16 protein-coding genes are annotated in these 19840 nt (G+C 40.9%); 12 read left to right on the top strand and 4 right to left on the bottom strand.

The window, feature by feature from the left end; genetic code table 11:
- Positions 1-260: 260 nt before the first annotated feature.
- Positions 261-1544, bottom strand: a complete 1284-nt coding sequence (locus HX743_RS11085; RefSeq protein WP_178319244.1) for an MFS transporter — start codon at positions 1542-1544, stop codon at positions 261-263.
- Positions 1545-1771: 227 nt separating this feature from the next.
- On the opposite strand from HX743_RS11085, the gene HX743_RS11080 reads away from it, so the two are divergent.
- The 5 genes from HX743_RS11080 to putP all read left to right on the top strand — a co-directional run bounded on the left by HX743_RS11080 (position 1772) and on the right by putP (position 6592).
- The gene (locus tag HX743_RS11080; RefSeq protein WP_178319243.1) at positions 1772-2425 is read left to right on the top strand and encodes a 1-acyl-sn-glycerol-3-phosphate acyltransferase; all 654 of its coding nucleotides are present in this window, start codon (positions 1772-1774) and stop codon (positions 2423-2425) included.
- A 62-nt stretch (positions 2426-2487) separates the two neighbouring features.
- Positions 2488-3405 (top strand): patatin-like phospholipase family protein, encoded by a 918-nt coding sequence (locus HX743_RS11075; RefSeq protein WP_096902052.1) that lies wholly within the window; start codon positions 2488-2490, stop codon positions 3403-3405.
- A gap of 130 nt (positions 3406-3535) precedes the next feature.
- A complete protein-coding gene (locus HX743_RS11070; protein WP_131260698.1) occupies positions 3536-4021 on the top strand; it encodes an NfeD family protein in 486 nt (161 codons plus the stop codon).
- A 1-nt stretch (position 4022) separates the two neighbouring features.
- Positions 4023-4880, top strand: a complete 858-nt coding sequence (locus HX743_RS11065) for an SPFH domain-containing protein (protein ID WP_004972306.1) — start codon at positions 4023-4025, stop codon at positions 4878-4880.
- 221 nt (positions 4881-5101) lie between these two features.
- Entirely contained in the window at positions 5102-6592 is a 1491-nt protein-coding gene (gene putP, locus HX743_RS11060) for a sodium/proline symporter PutP (RefSeq protein WP_178319242.1), read from the top strand.
- Positions 6593-6696: 104 nt separating this feature from the next.
- Here putP and bfmS read toward each other — a convergent pair whose 3' ends face one another.
- Together bfmS and bfmR are read right to left on the bottom strand one after the other, a co-directional pair.
- The gene (gene bfmS, locus HX743_RS11055; RefSeq protein WP_131260700.1) at positions 6697-8364 is read right to left on the bottom strand and encodes a sensor histidine kinase BfmS; all 1668 of its coding nucleotides are present in this window, start codon (positions 8362-8364) and stop codon (positions 6697-6699) included.
- A 62-nt stretch (positions 8365-8426) separates the two neighbouring features.
- On the bottom strand, positions 8427-9143 hold the full coding sequence (gene bfmR / locus HX743_RS11050; protein WP_096902057.1) for a response regulator transcription factor BfmR: 717 nt from the start codon (positions 9141-9143) through the stop codon (positions 8427-8429).
- 589 nt (positions 9144-9732) lie between these two features.
- Here bfmR and HX743_RS11045 point away from each other — a divergent pair.
- The 4 genes from HX743_RS11045 to HX743_RS11035 all read left to right on the top strand — a co-directional run bounded on the left by HX743_RS11045 (position 9733) and on the right by HX743_RS11035 (position 14477).
- A complete protein-coding gene (locus HX743_RS11045; RefSeq protein WP_178319241.1) occupies positions 9733-12555 on the top strand; it encodes a ribonucleoside-diphosphate reductase subunit alpha in 2823 nt (940 codons plus the stop codon).
- Positions 12556-12684: 129 nt separating this feature from the next.
- Positions 12685-12903 carry a hypothetical protein gene (locus HX743_RS11040; protein ID WP_167845827.1) on the top strand — a complete coding sequence of 73 codons (219 nt, stop codon included), beginning with the start codon at positions 12685-12687 and terminating at the stop codon, positions 12901-12903.
- A gap of 16 nt (positions 12904-12919) precedes the next feature.
- Positions 12920-13042 (top strand): hypothetical protein, encoded by a 123-nt coding sequence (locus HX743_RS16405; protein ID WP_256732314.1) that lies wholly within the window; start codon positions 12920-12922, stop codon positions 13040-13042.
- 151 nt (positions 13043-13193) lie between these two features.
- Positions 13194-14477 carry a ribonucleotide-diphosphate reductase subunit beta gene (locus tag HX743_RS11035; RefSeq protein WP_178319240.1) on the top strand — a complete coding sequence of 428 codons (1284 nt, stop codon included), beginning with the start codon at positions 13194-13196 and terminating at the stop codon, positions 14475-14477.
- Between the two features lie 142 nt (positions 14478-14619).
- Here the strand turns inward: HX743_RS11035 and HX743_RS11030 are convergent, their stop codons facing one another.
- On the bottom strand, positions 14620-18363 hold the full coding sequence (locus HX743_RS11030; protein WP_178319239.1) for an NACHT domain-containing NTPase: 3744 nt from the start codon (positions 18361-18363) through the stop codon (positions 14620-14622).
- A gap of 65 nt (positions 18364-18428) precedes the next feature.
- Between HX743_RS11030 and HX743_RS11025 the strand changes: the two genes are divergently transcribed.
- The 3 genes from HX743_RS11025 to HX743_RS11015 all read left to right on the top strand — a co-directional run.
- Entirely contained in the window at positions 18429-18812 is a 384-nt protein-coding gene (locus HX743_RS11025; RefSeq protein ID WP_043041542.1) for a transposase, read from the top strand.
- The gene (gene tnpB, locus HX743_RS11020) at positions 18809-19144 is read left to right on the top strand and encodes an IS66 family insertion sequence element accessory protein TnpB (RefSeq protein WP_178319238.1); all 336 of its coding nucleotides are present in this window, start codon (positions 18809-18811) and stop codon (positions 19142-19144) included. Before HX743_RS11025 ends, tnpB begins: the two co-directional genes overlap by 4 nt.
- 74 nt (positions 19145-19218) lie before the next feature.
- A partial coding sequence (locus tag HX743_RS11015; RefSeq protein WP_178319237.1) for an IS66 family transposase zinc-finger binding domain-containing protein occupies positions 19219-19840 on the top strand: 622 nt, incomplete at its 3' end.

Below are 19840 nucleotides of genomic sequence, written 5' to 3'. Positions count from 1 at the left end.
TTTTACCTGCAACATATTTCTATGCGACTTAAATTGTCGCAGGATTGTCATAATTCAAAGTTATACTGCCTGCGCTGCCGAAGAGAAGCACTGAAAGCGCAAATAATAATTTTTGAAAATACAAAAACGAGGTCGGTATTGGCTTTAATGTGGATACCTTTTATACTCCAGCGACTCTTTAAAGGTCGCTTTTATTTTTTCCACGCAATGACTTTTTAACGTGGTTTAGGTCTGTCATTCTGTCTTGATGATCTATATTCTTATTCAAGTGCTGACGAGCGAGCGCCTTTCGCAAGCTTTGCCCATTTCCAGATCAGTACAAAGCATAGAATCGCAACAATACAAATCAACAGTAAATAATTCGCGTAGCCTAAAGCATCGCCTAAGATTCCACTCAGGGTATAAAGTACCCCGCTCACAGTCGCCATAATCGCAACCTGAAATGTAAAATCAGTCCCTGCATATTGTTTACGACTGTACTGCATAATCAAGGTTAGCATCACTACAAGTAACATGGCAGAGCAAAAATCTTCCGCAGCATTAATGCTATAAATCAGCCAGTGTGCCACATCAACTTGCTGTTCATACAATTCAGCCAAATAAGCATAGGCCACTAAACTCAAAATTTTAAGCACAGAAAAAATGATGAGGGCATGCGCTCTAGACCACCATTTCAGCATCAACCCTGCGATGCCTGCACCCAACAAAGCGGCCATTGCTCCCAACATGGTCACATAAATGCCAATTTGAGCAAAGCTTAAGCCTAAATCTACCATTAAAGGTTTTAATAAAGGGCCAGCCAAACCATCGGCAATTTTAAAGCTGAGTAACACCCATAGCCATGCGTACAGTACAGGCGTTTCCACAAAATAGCGCAGATATTCACGAATCGCAGCAAGACGTGCGTGAAATGACATTTTACTTTGAGCTTGAACAAGCACTTGTTTAGCAGCATGTTGTGGCTCTTTAAACATTAAAATTGGCAAGGTATTTAAAAACACCAATCCCGCTAAAATTAAGAAAGTTTTTTGCCAATCTAGCCAATCCAATGCCCACAGAATTGCTCCACCACCGACAATAAAGCCCAGTCGTGAACCTACCACCTGAAAGGTATTGCCCCAATGTTGCTGTTTGGCTTGTAAAATATTGACCGCCAAACCATCGGTGGCAATATCTTGGGTTGCACCGACCAAATTCATGCTGAGCAAAGCCACAAAAAATACCCACAAATATATAGGATGATTTAAGGACTCAATCGGTAAAAAGGACAGCCCAATCAGCACCAAAACACTCAGCCACTGGCACGGCAAAATCCAGCTACGATAATGCCCAAAATATGAATGTCCAAAGCGATCTACCAATGGCGCCCAAAAAACTTTGATTGACCACGGCAGCATTAACAAACCAAAACCGCCAATGTGTGCCAAAGACACACCTTGCGCACGTAAAACTACAGGCAAGGCATGGGTCATAAAACCAACAGGCAAGCCCTGCGCCCAATACAGAGAAAATAACAAAAAATAAGTTTGGCGCAAATTGGGCATAGCATCTCAATTTAGATATGGGCAAAAGATCAAAAAAACGCAGTACTACACTAAAATTTTGAATAATGGATTGTTATTTTTCATCACTTTCACATTCAGATTTCGACTATTTTGCCAATGAATCAGACAAAGCGAAAGTCTAATATCTTGAATAGATTTAGATTCATGCGTCATGATATTGGGTATTTATTGTTGTTAATCACGCACGTCAGGATGACATCGCATTCATGAAAATCACCAATCCTTTTGCACGCAGTGCACGGCAATTTCCACAGTTACCCGACCAAGTTCCACAACGTGGAACAGCCAGCAGTCGTGCTTTATTTAAAAATATTTTTTTGGCGCAAGGCTGGCAAATGGTGGGCGAATTTCCCAACTTGCCCAAAGCAGTTGCTATTATCTCACCGCATACGTCAAATATTGATGCGTGGCATGGTTTTACCGCCCTACTCGGTTTAGGTATTCAAATTACTATTTTTGGTAAGCACACTTTATTTGAAACCCCACTCAAGCCACTTTTAAACTGGATTGGGGTAATTCCTGTGGTGCGCCATTCTCCTCAAGGACATACCCAAGATATTATTGATATTGTACGAAAAAAAGAAAAAATCTGGATTGGTATGGCGCCCGAAGGCACACGTAAACAAGCCGAAAATATCCGCAGTGGCTTTTACCATATTGCCTACGGCGCCAATATCCCAATTGTGATGTTCTCTTTTGATTATGCACACAAAACCATTCATATTTTGGGCGTGTTTCATCCTACGGGCGATTATGCTCAAGATTTAGATGCAATTTATACGCAATATCACGGCAAGTTTTCGGCTAAAAATCCACATTGGTTGGCAAAACCGTTACAAAAGCTTTTGAAAAAGGGCTAGTCAAAGTTTCTATTTTTTGTTCAGATGGGCGCAATATTCTTTGATCTAAATTTAGATTTGATATGCAACTGATTCGTTATTCTTTAGTGGGCGTACTAGCTCTAACTTTGGCTGGCTGCGACAAAACAACAAAAACACCGCCAAGCACCACACCTATCCAAGCACGTGAACCTGTAATTGCACTGGCGCTGGGTGGCGGTGGTGCTAAAGGTTTTGCACATATTGGCGTCATTAAAGTTTTAGAGTCTCACGGGATTAAACCAAAAATTGTCACAGGCACCAGTGCAGGCAGCTTTGTCGGCAGTTTATACGCCAGTGGTAAAAGTCCTTATCAGCTCCAACATATTGCCCTAACCTTTAAAGAATCCGACATTCGTGATTTAACCTTAAACCGTCAGGGTTTTATTGCAGGTCAAAAGTTACAAGACTTTGTCAATCAACACGTAGCCAATAAACCGATTGAAAAATTTCCAATTCGTTTTGCTGCCGTTGCCACACGTTTAGATAATGGACGTAAAGCCGACTTTATTAAAGGCAATGCTGGTCAAGCCGTACGTGCCTCTTGCAGTATTCCGAATGTTTTTGTACCTGCCACCATTGGCGGAACACAATATGTGGATGGCGGCTTGGTCAGCCCAATTCCCGTACAGACGGCTAAAGCGATGGGTGCCGACTTAGTCATTGCAGTGGATATTTCTGCACGTCCAACAGGCAATCAACCTGTCAGCATGTGGGGCTTACTCGATCAAACCCTCAATATTATGGGGCAGCAAAGCATCAATCAGGAATTGGCGCAGGCCAATATCGTGATTCAACCTAAAGTTGGACATATTGGTACTCTAGATTTAAAAGCCAGTAACCAAACCATTTTAGAAGGTGAAAAAGCCGCACAATTACAGGTCAAAGCAATTCTGCAAGCCATCAATAACTTTAAAAAATCACCTGCCGCGCTGAAACCTGCACCGCGTCCGAAATTTTAGGATTCAGTGATTTTTTTAATATTCATAAACTTATTGATCTGTTAAAGTGATGAGAGCGCATCTTTTTAAGTCGATGCGTTTCTCTAAGCAATTAGAATTAACCAATCGTAAAAAATACGCGAGTAGATGTATGGAATTCGTTCTTGAACCTTGGCACTGGTTTGTACTAGGCGTTCTGTTAATGCTTTCAGAACTGGTCTTGCCTGCGTTTGCCGCTTTATGGTTTGGCATTGGGGCAGTCATGGTCGGTATTTTATACTGGATGTTCCCCATGATGGGTACCACTACCCAATTGGTGATGTGGATTATCTTGTCGGTACTGTGTACCTTGGCGTGGTTTAAATTTATCAAACCCTTATCTACCGATAAAACCAAAGCAGGCTTGTCACGCGAAGCCACTATTGGACAAATTGGCATGGTCATTCAAACCAACTTAGAACATGATCAAATTAAAGTCCGTTTCCCGATGCCCGTACTTGGTTCAGACGAATGGAACTGCCGCACCGCAAGCCCTGTGCAAGTGGGAGATCGTATTCGCGTGATTGATATTTTGGGTAATGATTTGGTGGTGCAGCCGCATCACAGCGCACATGACAACGAAAAAGTGAGAAATTAAAATGTCTGGTGGATCTATTATTGTTTTAGCGATTTTAGCCTTTGTTGGAATTACCATTTTTAAAGGCGTGCGAATTGTTCCGCAAGGTTATAAGTGGATTGTGCAACGTCTGGGTAAATACCACACCACGCTTGCACCGGGACTTAACTTCGTCATTCCTTATGTCGATGAAGTGGCCTATAAAGTCACCACCAAAGATATTGTATTAGATATTCCATCTCAGGAAGTTATTACCCGTGACAACGCAGTTCTACTCATGAATGCGGTTGCGTACATAAACCTCACGACTCCTGAAAAAGCAGTGTATGGCATTGAAAACTATACTTGGGCGATTCAAAACCTTGTTCAAACCTCATTGCGCTCTATTGTGGGTGAAATGGATTTGGATGATGCCTTGTCTTCGCGCGATCACATCAAAGCCAAACTCAAAGCAGCCATTTCTGATGATATTTCAGACTGGGGAATTACCCTTAAAACTGTAGAAATTCAGGATATTAAACCATCGCATACCATGCAGGCAGCTATGGAAGAACAAGCTGCAGCAGAACGTCAGCGTCGTGCTACCGTAACCAAAGCCGATGGTGAAAAACAAGCGGCTATTTTAGAAGCCGATGGTCGTTTGGAAGCTTCACGTCGTGATGCAGAAGCGCAAGTTGTATTGGCAGAATCTTCTCAACGTGCCATTGAAATGGTCAGCTCTGCGGTAGGTGATAAAGAAATTCCTGTGGCGTACTTATTGGGTGAGCAATATGTAAAAGCCATGCAAGATATGGCGAAATCCAACAATGCCAAAACTGTGGTCTTACCTGCAGATGTCTTGAATACTATTCGTGGTGTTATGGGTCGCAATAATCCATAAGCAAATCAGATAAACATCAAGATGATAGGCAGCTTTCAAGCTGCCTATTTTATGCCCATTCAGAAAAAAATCTGAAATATTTTTTAATGTATGGTTAAATTTCGCGTTTCTTGATGAAATCAGCACCGCAGATGAGATCTCTGCACTCACCAAATTGAGTGACTCACATCTAGCAGCGGTCTGTATTTTAATCGACTGTCCAAAACCCAAATGGATACTGTATGAGCGCACTCAACCCCACCATTATTACTTTCCTGTTTTATATTGTCGCCATGATTGTCATTGGTTTATTGGCTTATCGCGCGACTCGAAATTTCTCGGACTACATTTTAGGTGGTCGTCGTCTTGGCAGTTTTGTCACCGCACTTTCTGCAGGCGCATCCGATATGAGTGGCTGGTTGCTGATGGGCTTGCCCGGTGCCATTTATCTTTCAGGTTTGTCTGAAATGTGGATTGCCGTTGGTCTGATTATTGGCGCATGGCTAAACTGGCTTTTGGTGGCAGGTCGTTTACGAGTACACACCGAAGTACAGCACAATGCACTGACTTTGCCTGATTATTTTTCTAACCGTTTTAATGATCAAAGAAAAATTTTAAGGATTGTATCTGCCTGCGTAATTCTAATTTTCTTTGCGATTTATTGTGCTTCGGGCATGGTTGCAGGTGCGCGCTTATTTGAAAGTATGTTTGATCTGCCTTATAGCACTGCATTGTGGATTAGTGCTATTGCCACCATCAGCTATGTGTTTATTGGTGGTTTCTTGGCAGTCAGCTGGACGGACACCATTCAGGCTGGCTTGATGATTTTTGCGCTCTTGCTGACCCCTATCATTACCCTACTCAGCTTTTCTGACCTAAGCCAAGTCACACTTGCTTTAGAAGCGGCTCGTCCGCAGGCGCTGAATTTAGTCAGTGATTTAAGCTGGGTCGCGATCATTTCCCTCATGGCATGGGGCTTAGGCTATTTTGGACAGCCGCATATTTTAGTGCGTTTTATGGCGGTTGATTCAGTCAAGTCTATTCCGAATGCACGTCGTATTGGCATGACATGGATGACACTATGTTTAGGCGGTGCGGTGGCTGCGGGCTTTTTTGGTATCGCCTACTTCCAGCAACATCCTGAACTGGCAGGTGTGGTCAATGCCAACCCTGAAACAGTATTTATGGAACTGACCAAAATCCTGTTTAATCCGTGGGTGGCAGGTGTGGTACTGGCTGCAATTTTAGCTGCTGTGATGAGTACCCTAAGCTGTCAACTTTTGGTCTGTTCAAGTACTTTAACCGAAGATTTTTACAAATCGTTCCTGCGTAAAAATGCCTCACAAAATGAATTGGTGTGGGTCGGACGCGGCATGGTACTCATGATTGCGCTGCTTGCTATTTGGATGGCGGGTAATCCTGAATCAAAAGTTTTGGGATTGGTTTCTTATGCTTGGGCAGGCTTCGGTGCAGCATTTGGCCCACTGATTATTCTGTCTTTATTCTGGAAACGCATGACTTTAAACGGTGCATTGGCGGGGATGGTTGTCGGCGCACTTATGGTTATTCTCTGGAAAAACCTTTGGGCAGATACGGGTATTTATGAAATTATTCCAGGCTTTGTGTGTTCTTGGATTGCGATTGTCGTGGTGAGTTTATTGGGTAAAGCGCCAAGTCATGAAGTGACAGACCGTTTTGAACAGGCCGATCAGCAATATAAAGAATCGCACTAAGCTGTAGATTGATCTGCATAGAGATAAAAAAGCAATTAAAAAAAACCAGTGCCTTGAATTGCACTGGTTTTTTTATGTCTAAAATTAGTTTTGGTGCACTCAATTCAAGTCAATGAATCGGTGGTTTTTTCTTTCTCTGCTGCGGCTTTTTTTCTTGCCTTACTAAACCGTTTGGCAGGCCAAACCATCATAAAACGTGCACCACCCAAGTTCGGACTCTGATCGACTTCAATTTTGCCACCAAACCAATAAGCAATGCGGCTTACAATAGACAAACCTAAACCATAACCACCTGAAGCACGGGTGCGGCTGTCATCTAAACGAGCAAAGGCTTCAAATACACGTTCTCGGTCTTGTTCGGGAATCCCCGGCCCATCATCTTCCACACAAACATAGGCCATGCCTTGCTCGTTAATGCCGCCACTGATCAAAACTTTATGGTCACAGTAACGGACTGCATTGCCCACCAAGTTCTGTACCACACGGTGCAAGTAACGGCGTTCAGCTTCCACTTCCAAAGTCACAGGTGGGGCAAGCAATTGAATATCTTTTTGGGTTTTCAATGCTTCTGTTTCCGTAGCCACCTGCTCTAGCACTTCAACCAAAACGATCTTTTCAATTTCTAAAGATGGCATGCCCTGTTCAAGTTTGGCATAGGTCATGATCTCATCAATCAAGGTGTTTAAAGCCTCAATATCTTTATCAATCATTTCGACTTGCTGTAAGCGATATTCGTAATCATCTTCTTCTGCCAGCATTTCCATACCAAAACGAATACGTGCCACAGGCGTGCGCAGCTCATGCGATACAGCGCGCATCAGTTCACGCTGCGCTTCAATCAAACGCTGAATATGGTCAGACATGCTGTTATAGCTAGATGCCAAACTTGCCATTTCATCTGTGCCATCTACAGGCAAACGCATGTTTAAATCGCCCGATTTAGTACGGTTTAAGGCATAGTTCACTTGGCGAATCTTACGCTGCATAGGCAAGATCAGACCATAAACCCCCAAGCTCAACATAAACATACTGAGCAAGGTAATGCCTGCTGCCAACTGGAATGGCATCCAGTTAAATAACGGCACAGGCCCTAAAACCAAGACTTCTGAGGGTGAATTTGGCATCGGTGACACAATCGAGATGGTTGTACCACGCACGGTGGCATTGTCACGATATAAAATAATGCTGTGATCGAGTCTTAAACGCCCAATCTGTTCAGAATCGAGTGGCAGTTCCTGAATATTTTTAATATTGACTGGATAAGAAAAGTGCTGCTGAATTTTGGCTAGATATTCTTTTTCCTGACCTGGGTAATACACCAAATAATCTAAAACAAAAATCGGCAAAGCTTTCATTTGCCGTTCTGTAATTTTATCTGCCTTGATATATAAATAATGATTTGGATCATCTTTCATACCCAAAATAATATAGGCAATCATATTTTCGGCATTATAGCGCACAGCCGCTTTACGTTCTTTAATCCGTCTAAGCTCTGCGCGCGACAAATCTACTTTGTCTGCCTGCACATAGTAGATGGGCAATTCCAGCAAATCGGATGCATCAGAAATCCAGTCTTTCTTTTGCTGTTCGTTTTGCTGTCGTGCAATCCCTTCACTAATAATATAAGCCATACCATCAGTTAAAGACTCACGATATTCTTGCGCACGCTGATAGTTGATGATTTGCACCAATAAGTACGCCAAAATGGCAACTACTGCAACTAAGATCACCAATCCTGCATATATGCGCAAGAATATACTGTGTTTAAGCACAAAACCCGTCCTATGTGACTTATTTTATATTTGAGTCAGTATTTGACTCAGAAAAAAGCGTATTACATGCCGTTGGTTTCTTTAACGAACAAATAACCTTTACTGCGCACAGTTTTAATACGTTTTGGATTTTCAGGATCATCGCCAATTTTTGGACGAATACGTGAAATACGCACGTCAATTGAACGGTCTTGACCATCATATTCAATGCCGCGCAGACGCTCAAAAATATCTTCACGAGATAAAATACGCCCAGCATTTGAGGCTAATAACCATAACAAGTCATATTCTGCGCTGGTGAAATCAACCAATTCACCATTTAAAGTCACAGAACGGCCACCGTTATCAATCACTAAATCATCAAATTCAATGCGCTGTGCCACTTCATCTTCAGTCACTTTGTCGGTACGGCGCAATAAAGCACGAATACGCGCCAACAACACACGCGGCTGCACAGGTTTTGCAACATAGTCATCTGCACCCATTTCCAGACCTAGCACCTGATCCATATCTTCAGTACGCGCAGTCAGCATTAAAATCGGTTGATGATAATGTGGACGAACTTCACGACAAATGGTTAAACCATCGGCACCTGGTAACATCACATCAAGCACCACAAGGTCGGGCTGCTCGGCAATAATACGGCGAATCGCGCGGTTGCCATCTGGTTCTACCCCAACTTCCAAACCATTGCGAATTAAGTATTCCTGCGTAAGTCGTGCAAGGCGTTCATCATCTTCAACAATTAAAATTTTTGGTAACTTTTCTTCTTGACTCATAACCTGTCCCTTTATTGGATTCGACCTATCCTTTTAAAATCTGAGAGATAGGTCTTGATATAATTTGCAATATACACACGTTTACATTGTAAACAAGATACTGTTCACCAAACTGATACATCTGCGTATTATTTTGTTATATTTTTATTAAGCATTGAATTTATAGCACTTTTCTAGTTTTGGTGATTTTTAAACATATTTAAGAAATATAAAGTTACAAAATGGGTATTTTTTGCACTAGATCAAGCCTTTGCCGCCTTTGGAAAAATTATCTCCTAACTTTTCAAGTTATCCACAAGGTTATCTATAAGCAGTTTTTCCGAGCTTTGCTATGCTATGCCCTTGCCCGATAAGGCTTATAGCCCAAAGGACAAAAAACGGTATTTTTGAGAACAATCTTAATTCCAAATCAGTCAAAATTTAAAAGAAAAAGTCAATATTGATCTACCCTCAATTTTCCCGTATCTTGTGTTCAATTCAATTTTAAACCACTAAGTCTTGTGTTTATCCCTCAATCACTGCGGCCTAAATTTTGCCCAGTTTAATGGTCCATAAACATAACAATAGATGACAATGGAGCTATGCTGACATGAGCGTAATCACCTCAACCCCTGGTCAATTACAAGTGATTAAACGCACTGGTGATGTTGCCGCTTTTGATGCTGAAAAAATTGCAGTTGCAATTGGCAAAGCGTTTCTGGCTGTAGAAGGTCAACAAAGCGCCGATTCAAGCCGCATTCATGATCGGATCGAACAACTGACTGAAATGGTGTTGAACACATTCAACCGCCGTTTACCGTCTGGTGGAACTATTCACATTGAAGAAATTCAAGACCAAGTTGAACTTGCGCTCATGCGTACAGGCGAGCAAAAAGTTGCTCGTGCTTATGTCATCTACCGTGAACAACGCTCAGAAGCGCGTAAGCAAGCAGGTGAAAACCATCACCCAACTTTACAAGTGACTGATGCAAACGGTCAGCTTAAACCACTAGATTTAGGTGCGTTAAAAGCAACCGTAAATAAAGCGGCAGAAGGTTTAGAAGGCATTGATGTAGATGCCATCATTGATGAAACCGTGAAAAACCTTTACAACGGTGTAAAAGAGTCTGACATCTCAACCACCATGATGATGGCGACTCGTACCCGTATTGAGCAAGAGCCGAACTATACCTATGTGACTGCGCGTTTATTGCGTAATGACTTGGTCGCAACAGGCTTAGAATTTTTAGGTTTAGCAACAGATACACCTGAAGGCGAAGCATTAGAAACTTTCCTGAAAAAAGGTGTAGAACTTGATTTGCTTTCTGCAGACTTACTTGAGTTTGACCTTGCCAAACTTGCTGCAGCGATTCAGCCTGAACGCTCAAACCAGTTTACCTATTTAGGTCTGCAAACTTTATTTGACCGTTACTTCATTCACTCAGATGGCGTACGCTTTGAACTTCCACAATTGTTCTTCATGCGTGTGTCAATGGGTCTAGCGCTCAATGAAGATGACCGTGAAGCACGTGCAATTGAGTTCTATAACTTATTGTCTAGCTTCGACTATATGGCGTCTACACCTACCCTGTTTAACTCAGGCACGCTACGTCCACAGTTATCGAGCTGTTACTTGACTACCATTTCTGATGACCTTTACAACATTTATGGCGCAATGCGTGATAACGCAATGCTGTCTAAATGGGCAGGTGGTTTAGGCAATGACTGGACACCAGTTCGTGCCTTGAACTCATACATCAAAGGTACTAACGGTAAATCTCAAGGTGTTGTGCCATTCTTAAAAGTGGCAAACGATACTGCGGTTGCGGTCAACCAAGGTGGTAAGCGTAAAGGTGCGGTATGTGCGTACTTAGAAACTTGGCACTTAGACATCGAAGAATTCCTAGAGCTACGCAAGAACACGGGCGATGACCGTCGTCGTACCCATGACATGAACACCGCAAACTGGGTACCAGACTTGTTCATGCAACGTGTTTTTGAAGATGCTGATTGGACACTGTTCACACCATCTGAAACGCCAGACTTGCACGACTTAACAGGCGAAGCCTTTGCCGAGCGTTATGCGTATTACGAAAGCATTGCCAAAGAAACCAACATGCTGCATAAAAAACTTCGTGCGAAGGACTTATGGCGCAAAATGTTGTCAATGTTGTTTGAAACAGGTCACCCGTGGATCACATTCAAAGACGTATGTAACTTACGTTCACCGCAACAACACGTTGGCGTAGTGCACTCATCTAACTTATGTACTGAAATTACCCTCAATACTAACCAAGATGAAATTGCGGTATGTAACTTGGGTTCAATCAACCTTGTGCAACACGTTCAAGGTGGTGTGTTAGACCGTGAAAAATTAGCACGTACTATTAAAACTGCAGTACGTATGCTCGACAACGTCATCGACATCAACTACTACGCTGTACCACAAGCACGCAATTCAAATTTGAAACATCGTCCTGTAGGTATGGGCATCATGGGCTTCCAAGATGCGCTTTATGAGATGAACTTGGCTTATGGTTCAGATGCTGCAGTTGAATTTGCCGATGAATCTATGGAAGTGATCAGCTACTACGCGATTCAAACGTCTAGCGACTTAGCGGTTGAGCGTGGTACTTACGAAACATTTAAAGGTTCATTGTGGGATCAAGGCATCTTACCAATTGACTCTTTAGACATTGTGGCGAAATCGCGTCCAGAACGTATGTTTGAAGTAGACCGTACACAGCGTTTGGATTGGGACAGCTTACGTGCCAAAGTTCAAAAAGACGGTATGCGTAACTCAAATGTGATGGCGATTGCACCGACTGCAACCATTTCAAATATTTGTGGCGTTTCTCAGTCTATCGAGCCGACATTCCAAAACTTGTATGTGAAATCGAACTTGTCTGGTGAATTTACAGTAATCAACCCTTACCTCGTTCGTGCATTGAAAGAGCGTGATTTGTGGGATTCTGTGATGGTGAATGACCTGAAACACTTTGAAGGTTCAGTACAAAAAATTTCACGTATTCCTGAAGAATTGAAAGCGATTTTTGCGACTGCGTTTGAAGTTGAACCACGCTGGATTGTAGATGCAGCATCACGTCGTCAAAAATGGATTGATCAGGCGCAATCGTTGAACTTGTATATTGCAGGTGCAAACGGTAAGAAACTTGACCTGACTTATAAAATGGCATGGTTGCGTGGTCTGAAAACGACTTATTACCTACGTGCATTAGGTGCAACATCTGCAGAGAAATCAACCATTAACACAGGTGCATTGAACGCAGTAAAACCTGCAACTGTTACGGCAGCGCCTGTAGCAACTCCTGCACCAGAAGCGGCTGCAGCTGTTGATGAAGATTTTGCTCAAGCTGCACCAGTGCCAATGGCATGTTCAATTGACAATCCTGATTGTGAAGCTTGTCAGTAATTTAAGCTTATACAGCTACATTGAGATAATGATGATTGCTAACATGTCAGCATGTTGTAGATCAGATATCTGAATAGTTGTATCAGTTTAGATCTTCTGATTTCAGCATGCTTTCTTTAGAGAAAGCAGATGAATAAGATTAACGCATTTATTTTCAGTGTGTTAACAATAGTATGTGGTAGTACGGGGGCTTATTTATATAACTCCCAAACCAATAATGTTCAAAGTAATACACTTGCACAAGGTACAGGAGAAGGTTCAAGTAACTTGAACCACTCCTCTGTTCAAAATGTTACCTATAACATTCACCACAATCACTATTACACCACTGAGCAGAGTAAAAAATAAATTAAAGGAAATCAGCATGCCACATATGACCCACAACTATATGTTAGGACTCGCGGTCTTGCTGGTTTCGTTTGTAGTGTTGTTTTACGCACCAATTGCTTACTTTTGCGTACAAGCGGCAAAACAACAGCGAAAGTAAAATAAGTCGTGAGCAAATTGGTCGGAATGTACATTTTTCAGACCAAGATGAGCAAAACTTAATTTTGTTTTCACAAATTAAGCGTATATTAAGACATCTCAGCGTGGCTGGATGTCCATAAAAGATATAAAGCAACGAAGAGAGAATTGATATGTCTATCCTAAGTTGGGACGATTTCGAAGATGATTCGCAAAAACCGGCTGCTCCTGAACACAAGTCTGCGCCCGTCGAGCCGCAAAAAGCGCATGATACGCAGATGGTATCTCATGCAGAGCAACCACAGACGACTGTGGCAGCTGCACAACCCGCTGCAGCCCCTAGAAGTAGAACAACAGATTCAACCGATCCGTTGGCAAGAGCATCTAACGCTCTAGATCAATTGGACGTTGCTCCTGGTCTTGAAGAACTGGAAATGGGTGCATCGCGCGTACAGGTTGATGATAAAGCCATGATCAACTGTCGTGCAGACTTAAACCAGCTTGTACCGTTCAAATACGAATGGGCATGGCAAAAATATCTAGATGGTTGTGCAAACCACTGGATGCCGCAAGAAGTCAACATGAACCACGACATCGCGTTGTGGAAGTCTGAAAATGGCTTAACTGAAGATGAGCGCACCATTGTTATGCGTTCACTTGGTTTCTTCTCTACTGCAGACTCATTGGTTGCTAACAACTTGGTATTGGCAATTTATCGCCACATTACCAACCCTGAATGCCGCCAGTACATTTTGCGTCAAGCCTTTGAAGAAGCGATTCACACTCACGCTTACCAGTACTGCATCGAATCTTTAGGTATGGATGAAGGCGAAGTCTTCAATATGTACCGCGAAGTACCATCGGTTGCGCGTAAAGCAGCATGGGGCTTGAAGTACACGCAATCTTTAAGTGATCCTACTTTCAAAACAGGTACACCTGAAAACGACCAAATTTTGCTACGCAACTTGATCGCATTCTATTGTGTACTTGAAGGTATTTTCTTCTACTGCGGTTTCAGCCAAATCTTGTCGATGGGTCGTCGTAACAAAATGAACGGTGTTGCAGAGCAATTCCAATACATTTTACGCGATGAATCTATGCACTTGAACTTTGGTATCGACATGATTAACCAAATCAAGATTGAGAACCCACACTTGTGGACTGCAGAATTCCAGCAAGAAGTGATTCAAATGATTCTTGAAGGCACGATGCTTGAAATTGAATATGCGCGTGACACTATGCCACGTGGTGTATTGGGTATGAACGCAGGCATGATGGAAGAATATTTGAAATTCATCTGTAACCGTCGTTTAAGTCAGCTCGGTTTACCTGAACAGTTTGTTGGCGTAAACAACCCGTTCCAATGGATGTCTGAAATGATGGACTTGCGTAAAGAGAAGAACTTCTTTGAAACGCGTGTGACTGATTATCAGACGGGCGGTGCGTTGAGCTGGTAATACATTGTCGGTACGTCACGCGACACATAAGTTGTCATTTGCGACACATAAAATGTCATTGAGCGACACATAAGTTGTCATTGAATAACCGCCATTAATGGCGGTTTTTTCTTTAATCTAAATTGGATTTTAGTAACATGAGTTAATCTAATTTAACTATTTGATCATCGTTCCAAACATAAACTTGTTTATGCAAGTGTTGATTAGTTCTGAAATATTCATGTATCTCTTCATCCCCTTTATAGTTTTGCCCTCTTTCTCCCCATAATATCCATACAAATGTTTGTCCAGTTTCTATAAGATATTTTTGAAAAAGATCTTTTCTTAAATATAATAAATGACCTTTCAAATTCTCATCAGAAGATTTCAATGTTCTAAAAATAGAGGCTACCCCGTCAAAATCATATAAGTCTGGATCACCATTATGGTATTTTAGACCTAATCTCTGACATAATTCAGGATTCGGAAAGTCTATTCCTCCTGCTTGATTCAAAGAACTGTGATAAGACTCCCAAGAATAAGATTGCACAGGAACTTCTATTAAAAAACTAGATGCATCCCATTCATCCAAATTCACCCGACTATTTACATTTTCATTTAGTTCTAAAAATGAATTCCCCAAAACCATTTCACCTGCGTATTTATAGTGATTTTCAGGAATTCGTGGCAGAGCATTATTACCAAGATAATCCTTATTACAAAAAAATTCACTTATCGTAGAGACATGTTCATTTGCAACAAAAAAGCCTCTCATAAATGTAAAGATTTCACGATAATCCGTTTTTGAATCCTCTTGTATAAATCCATTCAGTAAAATCCAGCTATCAGTTTCGTTAAACTGCTGAGTCTCTAAGATATCCAAGTAGTTAGGAATTGGTCCATTTAAAATCCACGCACCAATATCCTTTGGAGAATTAGTAAATATATCTGTAGTCTCTGGATTCCAAGAGTTTTCTACTTTAGGGAATGTGGGATCGATACTCACATCACTACATCTTTCATTACCACGCCAATCATCTAAAAGCTCCCTATCAGCCTTCCATCCATACATTTCATAGAACGCAATCCAGCTATATTTTTTTCCATATCTATCTATTTTTACATCACGATCATAATAAGAACTCGAACCTATATCTCTATCAATCTCTTGAAATTTTTCAGGTAGATATCCAAGCTGGATCATTCTTTTCAAAATAGTCTTACGTGTCTCAATATAGTTAGGATGTGAATCATCATAATTACGTCTATCCGGAATTAATCTTCCAATAGTGTAATTATTAAAATCCATACGAAGGGCTAATTTTTTGACTTCAATTATTTTCTCTTCACTTATATCAGGGAGACTATCAAACAGATTAGGTAAATGTTGATAAGGTTTTTGACAATAATCTAAATATTCTTGACTGACAAAATTTCGATTTACTGTTAAAGCATAATTAATAGTACCTAGTAAATATTCTCTCAAAATTGTATGAGTAGTAGAGTATTCAGAATTAGGTAAAAAACAATTTTCTATAATTTGTTGGGCGAAACCACAAACATTACTATTTATTTTTTCTACATCAATAAAATCTGCACTTAAAATAGCCCCATACGCTGCAGCAAAAGTTCTTTCTGGCACATATGGATCCGTAATATCTAATGAATTAATTGCCATCTCAAAGAATGTTTTTGGATCTTTTTTTGCATATATAGAAAGTACTTTTGTTGCTTGATCCCTTAAATCTCTATGGTTAGTTGTTAATAACCATTGAACCCATAAAGCTCGACCTTTCTCACTAGAACCAATTTCTATTCGAGACCATCTTTTTTCAAGAACCTCTAGGTCATTTTTAAGTTCTCTATAATTTCTTCTTATCCATTCAGACCATGTTAAATCACGGTATGTATTTCCCATAGCTCTTAAAGCTTTATCTAAGAAGCTTGCATCAAAGGGATGAGCATATGCCGACCGAGTAGTTTTCAGCTTGGTAAATGCTTTAGAAGCAAATTGCTCTGAGGATAATAAATATTTCTGGAATTCCTCTATTGTTTCTCTATTGATAAGAGCTGCTTGCTCTTGAGTTGTTTGTAAAAGAGCACGTTCTTTAAAATCACCTTCTAACAATTGCCAAAGATGTTTTCTCACATAATATTTAGGATATAGACCAACTAATGAGTTAAAAACATCATAAGCCAGGGTATTTGAATGTAGTTGACCATACTGAATTTTATGAATATTTTGCCTAATCCAACTATTAAAATCACCTTTTAAAAGGTATTCAGCTATTTTAAACCCAGCCATTAAATCATAAGAAAAACCTATCTCATGATTACCATTTTGTGATCTATACTTTAATAATATACCCTCGGATTCAAGGCTTTTTATTAAGCTGCTTCCTGACCTCACGACTTCATTAGCAATACTACGAGCCTGATTAAAATCTAATGTCCTATAATTTTCTGTCCATAACACTTCAGCAATTTTCAATAAGGTATCTTCAATATCTTCATGATATAACCTTTGATTTGACGGAGATAAATCTACAATATGATCAATTGCTTTTTCAAAGTATTTCTCAAATATAGCAACTTGAGAACGGGGTAATGCTTCTACACCTACAACTCTTCTTCTTTCTGAATTTGCTGATTCACAATAAAGTCTTAATGTTAAAGGATGTGTAAGTAGTTCGATTGGTATATCTGCATCTAAAGCATCTATTTTGTAATGTTCAAAATAACAATGTATCGCCGCAATTGGATCATCTACAAACCCATTCAACTCAAAAGTTGGAATTGTTTCTGGAATACAATCTTTATAAAACTCTCCTCTTAAAGTTAGCACTAGTAATATATTTGGATAGTTTTCTAGTAATGCATTTGCTTTTGCTACTTCATTTCTCCAATTTCTTGGGTCTTCAGATTCACTTAGCCCATCAATTACAATTGGAATACGTTTACAAAGGCGTTGACCTGCTGCATCTACTGCTTCTAAAAGATCCTCAAATGTATTAATAGGTCGTCCATATATCTTAAAACTTTTGACTAAATGATCTAAATTTTCGCCTGCATGTAAATCTTTTCCTAAAAAAAGGACTCCAGCATTAATGCCATCTCTTGGTCTACATATTTCTAAAGCAAGATCTGTTTTACCATCGCCAGCCTTACCAACGATAGTAATGACCTTGGCATTTAAAGCATTTCTTACCTTTTTTATTTCTTCTGAAAAAGCATAAAAATCTGCTAACAAATTTGCTGCAAACATAGCAGTATGGCTTCTATTAGCTCGTAATCGAGCTATCGTTTTCCTATATTTAGACCAATCACAACTTAAATCTTCAACCAAAAGCTCTTTTGCTTTTTCAAAATTTCCTGCTGCCAACTCTGAAAATAAACAATCTAAAAAACCACTCAATCTTTCCCCATCAGCTATAAAATCGGGCAAGGTTGTTTTGACATAGCTATCCTCAAGATTAAGTGCATCTTTGACTATTTTTAAATTATTGTTTATAGATTTCTCAAGGCTATCTAGTGAGTCCCAAGAGGAGTGTCTTCCTAAACATTTTTCAATTATCTTTTCAGCTTTAACCGTTTGGTGCACTTCAGGTTGAAACTTCTTACTATGAGTAGATGCTATGATTTGATAATGTTGATTTAACACTTGTTCATCAATTACCAACTCACCAAAATAAGCCTCTCGCAAAGCTAATGCTGGTCCAACCAATAAACTCTCAATGTCATCGCAAGTTTGAAGATGTAGTTTAAATGGATAATTAGCTTGCAATCCATAAAACCACTCTTGATCGCCCTCTGTAAGAATATATTTAGTCCATAAAACCCAATCCGTTAAGTGAGGTAAATATTTCTTAGACTTATTAAGTCCATCGTAAGCGTCCGCTGAACACACCTTATGAATTCATCCTATAAGCCTTAATTTAGTCCCCACTTAAAAACAAGTGGGGACTAAAATTTATGACTACAAATCACCAGACATCCATCGCATCTCTTGCGAAAAAACGAAGAACATACAGTGCTGAATTTAAACAGCAGATCGTTCAGGCTTGTAAAGCACCGGACGTTTCAATTGCTTCGGTCGCTTTGCAACATGGATTGAATACAAATCTTGTATCCAAATGGATTCGCTTAATTGATGCTAAGCTAGGGAATGATCGCTCACCACTACCGAATAAACCTGCATTTATTGCCTTATCTTGCTCTGCACCATTAGATCCTACTCCTACTGACATGTTAAAGGTTCAAATTACTTTACCCCACTCAAAAGCAGAAATTGGCTTGAAATGGCAAGTATCAGAAATATCTGCTTTAGCAGAATTACTCAAGGCACTTGCAACATGATCCGCATTGATGAAATCTGGCTTTCTACCCAACCTCTGGATATGCGAGCAGGGATGGATACTATCATGGCTCAGGTGGTGAGAGCCTTTGGCTACATTAAACCGCATTGTGCTTACCTGTTCTGTAATAAACGTGGCCATCGCATGAAAGTGCTGGTACATGATGGACTGGGCATCTGGCTGTGTGCCCGGCGGTTGGAACAGGGCAAATTTCACTGGACTAAAGTTCACCAGGGTGAAAGCGTAGCCCTCAGCCCGGAACAGTTACAGGCACTGATCCAGGGTTTGCCCTGGCAGCGCATTGGACGACAGCAGGTAGTGACGATGCTCTAAACCAGGTTGGTGCATTCTGCTATTCTCCAAACGTTCTATTTCCTCTGCGTCATGACCTCAGGCATACTGCGGTCATGAATACGCTGCCAGACTTAAGCCAACTGACCCATGAACAACTGCTGGAATTTACCAGACAGTTGGCAATGCAGCATCAACAACTCGCAGAAGATAACCAACAATTAGATACCAAAGTTCAACATCTTTCCATTCTCACGCAAAAATACGAGCATGAGCTCGCACTATTTAAACAGCACAAATTCGGCAGTAAAAACGAACATCTCACCGCAAAACAAATCCATCTCTGGGATGAAGCGGTCGAAGAAGATATTGCAGCCGTTGATCTGGAACTGGAACGGCTGAATGCAGATAAAACCGATGCAGCGACACACAAAGCCAAAGCAAATAAACCTAAACGTCGACTGCTGCCCGATCATCTACACACCATTCGTATTGAGCATGAACCAGCATCAACCCAATGCAGTTGTGGCTGCCAGTTACGTCGTATCGGCGAAGATATCAGTGAAAAACTGCATTTCAGACCGGCACAGTTCTATAAGGAACAGCATGTGCGTGGCAAATGGGTCTGTGATCAGTGTGACACCCTGACTCAGCAAGCGATGCCTGCCTATGTGATTGATAAAGGCATTGCTTCACCTGAACTGCTCAGCCATGTGCTGGTATCGAAGTATGCCGATC

This window comes from Acinetobacter sp. Swhac1 (assembly GCF_013390985.1).
Taxonomy (GTDB): Bacteria; Pseudomonadota; Gammaproteobacteria; order Pseudomonadales; family Moraxellaceae; genus Acinetobacter; species Acinetobacter towneri.
Note: the sequence above shows the minus strand (reverse complement) of the source record. Positions and strands in the feature narration are given on the sequence as shown.

Bases quoted from the DNA above. Each gene is read 5' to 3' on its own strand.
- tnpB (WP_178319238.1), top strand. From the start codon at position 18,809: ATGATCCGCATTGATGAAATCTGGCTTTCTACCCAACCTCTGGATATG.
- HX743_RS11025 (WP_043041542.1), top strand. From the start codon at position 18,429: ATGACTACAAATCACCAGACATCCATCGCATCTCTTGCGAAAAAACGA.
- HX743_RS11085 (WP_178319244.1), bottom strand. From the start codon at position 1,544: ATGCCCAATTTGCGCCAAACTTATTTTTTGTTATTTTCTCTGTATTGG.
- HX743_RS11075 (WP_096902052.1), top strand. From the start codon at position 2,488: ATGCAACTGATTCGTTATTCTTTAGTGGGCGTACTAGCTCTAACTTTG.
- HX743_RS16405 (WP_256732314.1), top strand. From the start codon at position 12,920: ATGCCACATATGACCCACAACTATATGTTAGGACTCGCGGTCTTGCTG.
- HX743_RS11045 (WP_178319241.1), top strand. From the start codon at position 9,733: ATGAGCGTAATCACCTCAACCCCTGGTCAATTACAAGTGATTAAACGC.
- HX743_RS11035 (WP_178319240.1), top strand. From the start codon at position 13,194: ATGTCTATCCTAAGTTGGGACGATTTCGAAGATGATTCGCAAAAACCG.
- HX743_RS11065 (WP_004972306.1), top strand. From the start codon at position 4,023: ATGTCTGGTGGATCTATTATTGTTTTAGCGATTTTAGCCTTTGTTGGA.
- HX743_RS11040 (WP_167845827.1), top strand. From the start codon at position 12,685: ATGAATAAGATTAACGCATTTATTTTCAGTGTGTTAACAATAGTATGT.
- HX743_RS11080 (WP_178319243.1), top strand. From the start codon at position 1,772: ATGAAAATCACCAATCCTTTTGCACGCAGTGCACGGCAATTTCCACAG.
- HX743_RS11070 (WP_131260698.1), top strand. From the start codon at position 3,536: ATGGAATTCGTTCTTGAACCTTGGCACTGGTTTGTACTAGGCGTTCTG.
- putP (WP_178319242.1), top strand. From the start codon at position 5,102: ATGAGCGCACTCAACCCCACCATTATTACTTTCCTGTTTTATATTGTC.
- bfmR (WP_096902057.1), bottom strand. From the start codon at position 9,143: ATGAGTCAAGAAGAAAAGTTACCAAAAATTTTAATTGTTGAAGATGAT.